The organism is Cupriavidus sp. FW305-27, from assembly GCF_058787995.1.
In genome coordinates this window covers 43788-52372 of record NZ_JBYTAG010000054.1, presented here as the reverse complement: position 1 = coordinate 52372, position 8585 = coordinate 43788, and the positions used below count along the sequence as shown (strand labels likewise).

The following is an 8585-nucleotide window of genomic DNA, read 5'->3' as shown; positions in this document are numbered from 1 at the left end:
CTTCCGCCCCTTCCGCCGCGGCTGCACAGGCTGTCGTGCCGGCGCCGAAACTCACGCTGCACTGGGGCCTGTTCGCCGCCGTTGCTGCGCTGCTGGTGGTGCTGGCGATCCCGCAGCCCGAGGGACTGACCGTCGCCGGCCAGCGCATGCTGGCGATCCTCGCCTTCGCCATCGTGGTGTGGATCACCGAGGCGGTGTCATATGAGACCAGCGCCATCATGATCACCTCGCTGATGGCGGGGCTGATCGGCTTTGCGCCGACCGTCAACGACCCCTCGGTGCAGTACGGCACCTCGAAGGCGCTCGGCATGGCGCTGGCGGGGTTCTCCAACACCGCGCTGGCACTGGTCGCCGCGGCGCTGTTCATCTCCGCGGCGATGACCGTGACCGGGCTGGACCGGCGCATCGCGCTGGTGACGCTGTCTGCCATTGGCACCAGCACGCGCCGCATCCTGATCGGCACGATCGCCGTCACCATCGCGCTGAGCCTGGTGGTGCCCAGCGCCACCGCGCGCAGTGCCTGCGTGGTGCCGATCATGATGGGCGTGATTGCAGCGTTCGGCGTCGACAAGAAGTCCAACATCGCCGCCGGCATCATGATCACGGTGGCGCAGGCCACCAGCATCTGGAACGTCGGCATCCAGACCGCCGCGGCGCAGAACCTGCTGACGGTGGGCTTCATGGACAAGCTGCTGGGCGAGCGCATCACCTGGCTGCAATGGCTGATCGCGGGCGCGCCATGGGCCATCGCAATGTCGGTGGTGCTGTATTTCCTGGTGCGCTTGCTGCTGCCCGCCGAAACCGACGCCATCCCCGGCGGCAAGGAAGCCGTGCAGCGCGAGCTGTCGGCCCTCGGCCCCATGAGCGCGCCGCAGAAGCGGCTGGCCGCGGTATCGCTGGGCCTGCTGCTGTTCTGGGCCACCGAAGGCAAGCTGCACAGCTTCGATACCGCCACCGTGACCTTCGTCGGCCTGGTGATCCTGATGATGCCGCGCATCGGCGTGATGGACTGGAAGACCATGCAGCAACGCACGCCGTGGGGCACGCTGATCGTGTTCGGCGTCGGCATCAGCCTGGGCACGGCGCTGCTGTCCACCAACGCCGGCCAGTGGCTGGGGCAGTTCGTGGTCACGCATTCCGGACTGGCGGCGCACGGCGCGCTGCTGGTGTTTGCGATCCTGTCGGCCTTCCTGATCCTGATCCACCTGGGCTTTGCCAGCGCCACCGCGCTGACCGCGGCACTGCTGCCGATCCTGATCGCGGTGCTGCAGACACTGCCCGGCGACATCAACCGCGTGGGCATGACCATGCTGCTGGGCTTTACCGTCAGCTTCGGCTTTATCCTGCCGATCAACGCGCCGCAGAACATGGTGTGCCTGGGCACGGAAACCTTCAACGGCCGCCAGTTCGCGCGCATCGGCATCCCCGTGACGATCATCGGCTACGCCATGATGCTGCTGTTCGCAGCCACCTACTGGCGCTGGCTGGGCTGGGTCTGAGGAGGTACGAACCATGAAGATCTCCCTCACCAGCGCCCGCCAGCTTGCCCGCGACATCCTCGCCGCGCAGCAGGTGCCCGCCGACATCGCTGACGACGTGGCCGAGCACCTGGTCGAATCCGACCGCTGCGGCTATATCAGCCACGGCCTGTCGATCCTGCCCAACTACCGCACCGCCCTCGACGGCCACAGCGTCAACCCGCAAGGCCGCGCCAAATGCGTGCTGGACCAGGGCACGCTGATGGTGTTCGACGGCGACGGCGGCTTCGGCCAGCACGTGGGCAAGTCCGTGATGCAAGCAGCGATCGAGCGCGTGCGCCAGCATGGCCACTGCATCGTCACTCTGCGCCGCTCGCACCATCTCGGCCGCATGGGCCACTACGGCGAGATGGCGGCCGCCGCCGGCTTTGTGCTGCTGAGCTTCACCAACGTGATCAACCGCGCGCCGGTGGTGGCGCCGTTCGGCGGCCGCGTGGCGCGGCTCACCACCAACCCGCTGTGTTTCGCCGGCCCGATGCCCAACGGGCGGCCGCCTCTGGTGGTGGACATCGCCACCAGCGCGATTGCCATCAACAAGGCCCGTGTGCTGGCCGAGAAAGGCGAGCCGGCGCCCGAAGGCAGCATCATCGGCGCCGACGGCAACCCCACCACCGACGCGTCAACCATGTTCGGCGAACACCCCGGCGCGCTGCTGCCCTTTGGCGGCCACAAGGGCTACGCACTGGGCGTTGTGGCCGAGCTGCTGGCGGGCGTGCTGTCCGGCGGCGGTACCATCCAGCCAGACAATCCGCGCGGCGGCGTGGCCACCAACAACCTGTTCGCGGTGCTGCTCAATCCCGCGCTGGACCTGGGCCTGGACTGGCAGAGCGCCGAGGTCGAGGCGTTCGTGCGCTACCTGCACGACACACCGCCGGCGCCGGGCGTCGACCGCGTGCAGTACCCCGGCGAGTACGAGGCCGCCAACCGGGCGCAGGCCAGCGACACGCTAAACATCAACCCGGCCATCTGGCGCAATCTTGAGCGCCTGGCGCAGTCGCTCAACGTGGCCGTCCCCACGGCCTGAAGGTTCCGCCTGCGGCGGGACTCGCACCCTGCCGCACACGGCTGGCACAATACGTGCCATGAAAAGACTCTGGTCCGCCTTCATCAAGCTGCTGGTGCTCGCCGTGATCGGCGGCGCGCTGCTGGCTGCCATCGCCATCCTGGCCGCCAACCGGCAGCTGCCGTCGCTCGACGCCCTCACCGCCTTCCGCCATACGCCCGACTACGTGCCCATCGGCAAGATCCCGCGCGAGCTGACCGGCGCCGTGGTGGCGATCGAGGATGAGCGCTTCTACGTGCATGACGGCATCGACTACATCGGCGTCGTCCGTGCCGGCGTTGCCAACCTGTCGGACGAGCTGTCGCAGGGGGCATCGACCATCACCATGCAGGTGGCACGCAATTTCTACCTGTCGCGGGACAAGACCTATACCCGCAAGCTGTACGAGGTGCTGCTTTCATACCGGATTGAAAAGGCGCTGACCAAGGACGAGATCCTGGAGTTGTACATGAACAAGATCTACCTGGGCCAGGGGGCGTACGGCTTTGCCGATGCGGCGCGGACTTACTTTGGCAAGCGGCTGGATCAGTTGACGCTGGCTGAGTGTGCGATGCTTGCCGGGCTCCCCAAGGCGCCGTCGGCTAATAATCCGGTGGCGAATCCGAGGCGGGCGCGGCAGCGGCAGGTTTATATCCTGCAGCGGATGCTGGAGCTTGGACGGATCTCGCGAGGAGAGTATGACGGGGCATTGCTGGAGCCGTTGAGGCTGAGGTAAGCCGTCGGTAATGGCGCTGGCAGAAAATTCCCCCCCTGGAGGAAGGATCAGAGTCCGGCCACGATTCGGCGAATGGAAGCAACGCCGTCAATCTCGATAGCGCAGTGGGCAGCGGACTGCCAAACGCTGCCAAGGCTGCCATCGCGCAACAGGCCCGGGGGCCAGTCGTCTCGCGTTGACTTTGGCCCGATAACGCCGTCGCCTGAAGCGCCAGGCCGGGATGCATCGGCCAGCCGCCTGAGCGAACGCTGGACACGCTCACGCCAGCCTGGCCGATGGCGGGCCCAGAGGGCATCGACCGCCGCGGCCAGGCCGGTGCGGTCCGCCGTGTGTGTGTGGCCGTGCACGATTTGCACCAAATCGGTAAGCCACTGTGCGGGCGCGGCAAGGATATGACCGGCCCATTGCGCGCTCGCGGCCTGCCAGACCACCAGCGGATAGCGGCGCCCAACCCGGTCATGCGATGCAGCCAAGACACCGAGCAGGTAGCTGCTTTCGCTGGGAAACTGCAGGCCGCGCGGCCGCAGGATGAAGAGGCATGGTTCAGACGGGCGCAAGCGGGACTGAACCGAGAGACTGGGCGGGGTCAGGTGCAGCCAATGCCGGACGCCGCCGCCCGCGGAATGCGACGCCGCCCTCGCCAGGAGTTCGTCGTCCCGATGATCGAACCAGCTCCGCCACGCCTGCACCTGGTCCAGCGGCGCATTGTGGCGGACAAAGTCTCCCAGCGCTGGCAGCTTGCCGAAAATCGACGGCGCCGTGATCACCCGGATCTCCCGGGACACTGGAAGCCCTGCAGCAGCCCGGTGGTCCAGGGGTTGGCGAGGCTGCCGGTATTGATATCGAGCTTCGCCCTGCGGCCGTCGAAGTCATATTCGGCCATGAAGTGGCTGGCGCTAGCGGAGCCGGCGAGCCTGCCCTTGGCAATCACCCGCATCAGGGCCCACGGGCCGTTGGCGGCCAGCGTCGAGGTATCCGGACGAATCCGGGGGCTGGCAGTGATCTCGGCCCCTTGCCCGCCCCGCGGTCCCGGCCAGGTCACCTTGAGCGGGATGACCGGACCGTGCACGTAACGCTGGCTCTGTCCGTCGAAGTCCATGTTCAGCTCGACGATTTCGGGATCGAGTTCCACCACCTTCAGGTCGACCTTCCAGGCCATCTTCTTCGCTCCCGGATCCCGGAAGAACACTTCCCGGATTTCCCTGGCGCGCTGGAACGGCACCAGACTCGGGCCAGCCACGGGCGGCACGTCGGGGGCGGTCAGCTTGTAGCGCCAAGGCGAGATGGTGGTATCCACGTGCGGCGCCAACACCTTCTGGAAAAAGTCGTCCAACACTCCGCCCGCGGCGAAGACGCGTGCAAAGTCTTCCGGGTCCACGTCCTGCATCGACGTCGGCGTGAACGGATACTTGCCGTCGATGGCGCCGCGGCAGCTCTCGCCGATGACGGCGTCCATCTGCGCAATCAGGATATCGCCAACACCCTTGTTGACGTCCCTGGCGCCCTGCACGACCAGGTCGGTCAGCACCGCCTTGAAGGGCGCCGGCAGCTTCGCCGCCTCCATGCGCAACTGCTCGCCTGCATCCGCGGGCGGCGGCAGGTTCCGGGTGCTCAGCGCGTTATTGGCCACTACCAGACTGGTGTAGTAAGCATTGACGATGCCGGCAATCGTATCCAGTTGCGGCTTGCCGGCGGTGTCCCGCGCGCCTGGCGCCGCCGCGTCGGCCTGGCCGGTAACCACTTCGCGCAGCGCGGCGAAGCGGTTATCGACCAGCTCGCGTTCCTGACGGGCCTCGGCACGCACGCTCAGTGCGCTGGCTTTGTCGGCCTTCTTTTCCAGCGCTGACAACGCCTTCTCCGCAAGGGACTTTTCCTCGGGCTCGAGCGTGCGGCTGAGCGTCGTTTCTTGCACCGCGGCCCTGCCCAGCCGGGCAAGCGGTGAATCCGGCGCGGCAAAGTTGCGCAGGATCTCCAGGTCAAAGGCCAGGTTGCTTCCCGTCACGGTCCGGATGTCACCCAGAAACTTCTCCCAGTTCCGGGCATATTCGCTCAGGTAAAGGCGCCGGATCTCGCGCGTGAGCGGATCATTGCCCGTGAGCCGGCCGACGGCATTGTCAGCCGTTTTTTTTTGAGCGCCAGGCCCTGTTCCACGCCCCATCACCCAAATGTCGACCGCCTGCGCCCTGGCGACAAACTCCCGCAAGCGGACATTGAACAGGTCGTGGTAGCCGGCATAGGTAAAAAGCCCCGGAATACCGCGTTCCAGCGGCTCGCCGCTGGCCCGGGTAAAGACCGTGCCGGCCTGGGGACCGACCGCGCGCACCAGCGTGAAGTCCTGCGGTGCCTCTTCCATCATGGCCGCCTTGGCGCGGTCATACAGGCGTTCGACCGAGGTATCGCTGTCCAGGAAATCGCGCGCCGAGCGGATCAGTGCCTCGTTCTTTGCGTAGGGCGACAAGACCGGCCGGCTGCCATCGAGCAGGCTGTCCAGATGCTCCAGCACCGCCACGCGGCCACCAAAGGCATCCGCCCCGTTGCCCGTCGCCCAGTCGCTGCGCACCCAGCTACGCACGTCGGATGCGTTGAACTTGTCCTTGTCATGCAGCATCAGGTAGACCCGCAGCGTGTCGTAGGCCTGCTTGGCGTCGCGCTGACTGACCGCCGTTGACAGCACCGCTTCGACCCGGCGCACCAGGTACGGCACCAGCAGGTTGTCCTGCAACCTGGTATGGGTCAAGGTCGCGGCGCCCAGCACCGGCACCACGCTGTACAGGCCGTAGCGCCAATCAGCAGAAGGATTGACCAGATCCAGGCCGGCGTAGGCAGGCAGGTCGCGGGCCGCTCCCAACACCTCCGGCATCGCATCAGGCTGCGGCTTCTTGTAAAACGCCGTTACCGTGGCGGCCAGCGCCTTGGCTTTCTCCTGCACCACCGCCAGATAGCTGCGATTGTCGCCAAAGCTCGTATAGAGCGCTCCGGCTAGCCACAGGGAAATGACCAGCACCAGCGCATGGCCAAACAGGCGCAACAGGCGGAAGCGGAACTCCCAGCGCAGGTTCGGCCTCACCAGGTGCGCCTCGGGCACGATGATGCGCTTGAAGACGTCCTGCAGGAAGTAGCTGCGGTTGCCGGTTGACTTTTCCGCGACGGCGGCGTCCTGGGCGCCAGACTTCCCGTTGCCACGCACCCGCCGGATCACGGTGCTCGCATCCGCGACGATCGCTTCCCCGGTTTGCGCCGCACTGGTGAAATACACGCCGCGCAACATGGAATTCCGCTCGGTGTCGTCATAGCGCGAGTCAAGGAATACCTGCTCCAGCATCGCGACAAGCGGCTCCGTCACGCTCGCGAACTCGTCGCTCAGCGCGTAGAGCGCCCGGCGTCGGGCCAGATCGAACTCCTCATACAGCCGTCCGACCTGCCCGGCTTCCAGCCGCTCCACCAGCGCCCACATCTCCTCACGGCACTGCGCAACAACATCGATTGCTGGCTGTCCCCGCCGCCGCTTTCCCGCAACCGGAAAGGTGAACCCCAAAGGCTGGGCACGGCCTTCGCTGGTCAGGTACTGGCAATAGTCCGTGAAGCCGGCAAGCTGATCAACCTTGGTCACCAGCACGTAGACAGGAAACTGGATGCCCAGTTCCTCGCGCAGTTCGGCCAGGCGCGCCCGAATCCTGGCCGCTTCGATCACCCGCTCCTCTTTGGAGTGCCGAAGCAGGTCCTCCACGCTGATCGTCACCAGCGCGCCGTTGATCGGGGCGCGGGCGCGATATTTTCGCAGCAGGCCGAGGAATCCCTTCCATTCTGCCGGGTCGATCGCCGAACCCGCTTCCTGCGCCGTATAGCGGCCTGCCGTGTCGATCAGAACCGCCTCATTGGTGAACCACCAATCTGCCTGCTCGGTGCCATCCCGTGCGCGAGCCGCCGCACTCATCTGACCCGCGATAGGGAATTGCAGTCCGGCGTTCAGCAACGCCGTCGTCTTGCCGGCCCCCGGCACGCCAACCATCATGTACCAGGGCAGTTCATAGAGGTAGCGGCGGCCTTCGAACAGGCGACCGACCCGGCTGCCGCTACGCATGCCCTTGAGTTGTCGCAGGGCAGTCTGAACCGCCGTGTTCAGCCTGGCGATTTCATCCTTGGCCACAACCTCCTCGCGCTTCCCGCCAAAGTTCAGCAGGCTCTCGACAAAAGTCTTGTCCGTGCGTGCGCGCTGCCAAAGCAGGTACAACACATAGCCGACGAACACGAGCACAATCGCCGCGATCAGCAGAATGCGGACTGAGCTCGGCTCCAGCGGATGGCTGGCGCCAATCGCAAGCAACGGCCCCGCATGCCAGATCAGCAGACACAGCGCGGCGAGGCCTGTCGTGGAGACCGGCCAGCCAAGCAACCAGAACAGCGTCGTTGCCAGCAACAGCACCATGAGCGTGACGCGCGCGCCGATGCCCGCCAGCGGATGCATGCTACTGAACCCGAGCAGCGGCCCGATGAACCAGATAGCTGCCGCGACCATGAGCACGGCAATGAGCGCGAGCGTCTGCCGGGAGAACAGCACAGCGCCGATACGTTTCAGAAATTCCATGCCTGACCCCGATTACGGCGTTACAACGATTTCGACCCGGCGATTCCTTGCCCGGGCGGCTGGCGTCTTGTTGTCGGTAAGCGGCTCCGAATCGCCCTTGCCAATCGCTTCGAGCCGATTCTTTGCGACGCCCTTACTGGCCAGGTACTCTGTCACGGTCGCAGCACGCTCTTCCGACAGCACCTGGTTTGACGGGTACTTCGCCGTCTTGATGGGAACGTTGTCGCTGTGGCCGACCACGGTCACCTTGCCGGATACCTTGTTGATTTCTCCGGCAACCTTGTCCAGCAACGGCAGGACCTTGTCGCTGACCTCGGCGCGGCCACCGCCGAACATGTCATCCCCGCGGAACGTGACGGCACTGCGGGTCGCATCCTCCTGTACGCTGACAACCCCACGCGCAATCTCATCCTTGAGCAACTCGGCGAGGCGCAGCGCCTTGGGCGGCTCCGGCGGTGTTGCCTTGCCGATGGCGAGGATTTGCTGTTCGAGATCGTGGGTGCGGAACAAGAGTTGGTACTTGTACCAGGCAAACTGGCCAAAGACCGCCAGTGCCAGCACCGACGCCGTGACCCACACCGGCACCGTGCGCAGCAGGCTGAGGCGCCCGGCGTCCGCGCCGCGCCAGTGTGGCGACAGGTCGCGGGGGGGGGGGGGGGGGGGGGGGGGGGGGGGGGGGGGGGG

General features: G+C 66.1%; 6 protein-coding genes. 3 read left to right on the top strand and 3 right to left on the bottom strand.

Going from position 1 to position 8585, the window contains the following annotated elements:
• The first annotated feature begins 35 nt into the window (after nt 1–35).
• Genes AC3WRI_RS23685 through AC3WRI_RS23675 form a run of 3 tightly spaced genes read left to right on the top strand, consistent with a single transcriptional unit; the run spans nt 36 to nt 3316 of the window.
• On the top strand, nt 36–1499 hold the full coding sequence (locus AC3WRI_RS23685) for a DASS family sodium-coupled anion symporter (protein ID WP_041687176.1): 1464 nt from the start codon (nt 36–38) through the stop codon (nt 1497–1499).
• 13 nt (nt 1500–1512) lie between these two features.
• Entirely contained in the window at nt 1513–2562 is a 1050-nt protein-coding gene (locus AC3WRI_RS23680) for an Ldh family oxidoreductase (RefSeq protein WP_011614641.1), read from the top strand.
• Between the two features lie 58 nt (nt 2563–2620).
• Nucleotides 2621–3316, top strand: a complete 696-nt coding sequence (locus AC3WRI_RS23675; protein ID WP_010811523.1) for a transglycosylase domain-containing protein — start codon at nt 2621–2623, stop codon at nt 3314–3316.
• Between the two features lie 47 nt (nt 3317–3363).
• Here the strand turns inward: AC3WRI_RS23675 and AC3WRI_RS23670 are convergent, their stop codons facing one another.
• The 3 genes from AC3WRI_RS23670 to tssL are packed head-to-tail and all read right to left on the bottom strand — an operon-like array spanning nt 3364 to nt 8495.
• Nucleotides 3364–4083, bottom strand: coding sequence for a TagF domain-containing protein (locus tag AC3WRI_RS23670; RefSeq protein ID WP_492294191.1), 720 nt, complete (start codon nt 4081–4083; stop codon nt 3364–3366).
• Nucleotides 4080–7901 carry a type VI secretion system membrane subunit TssM gene (tssM, locus tag AC3WRI_RS23665; protein WP_492294189.1) on the bottom strand — a complete coding sequence of 1274 codons (3822 nt, stop codon included), beginning with the start codon at nt 7899–7901 and terminating at the stop codon, nt 4080–4082. The genes AC3WRI_RS23670 and tssM overlap by 4 nt, the downstream gene beginning before the upstream one ends.
• Before the next feature lie 12 nt (nt 7902–7913).
• Entirely contained in the window at nt 7914–8495 is a 582-nt protein-coding gene (tssL, locus tag AC3WRI_RS23660; protein WP_492294194.1) for a type VI secretion system protein TssL, long form, read from the bottom strand.
• Nucleotides 8496–8585 lie beyond the last annotated feature (90 nt).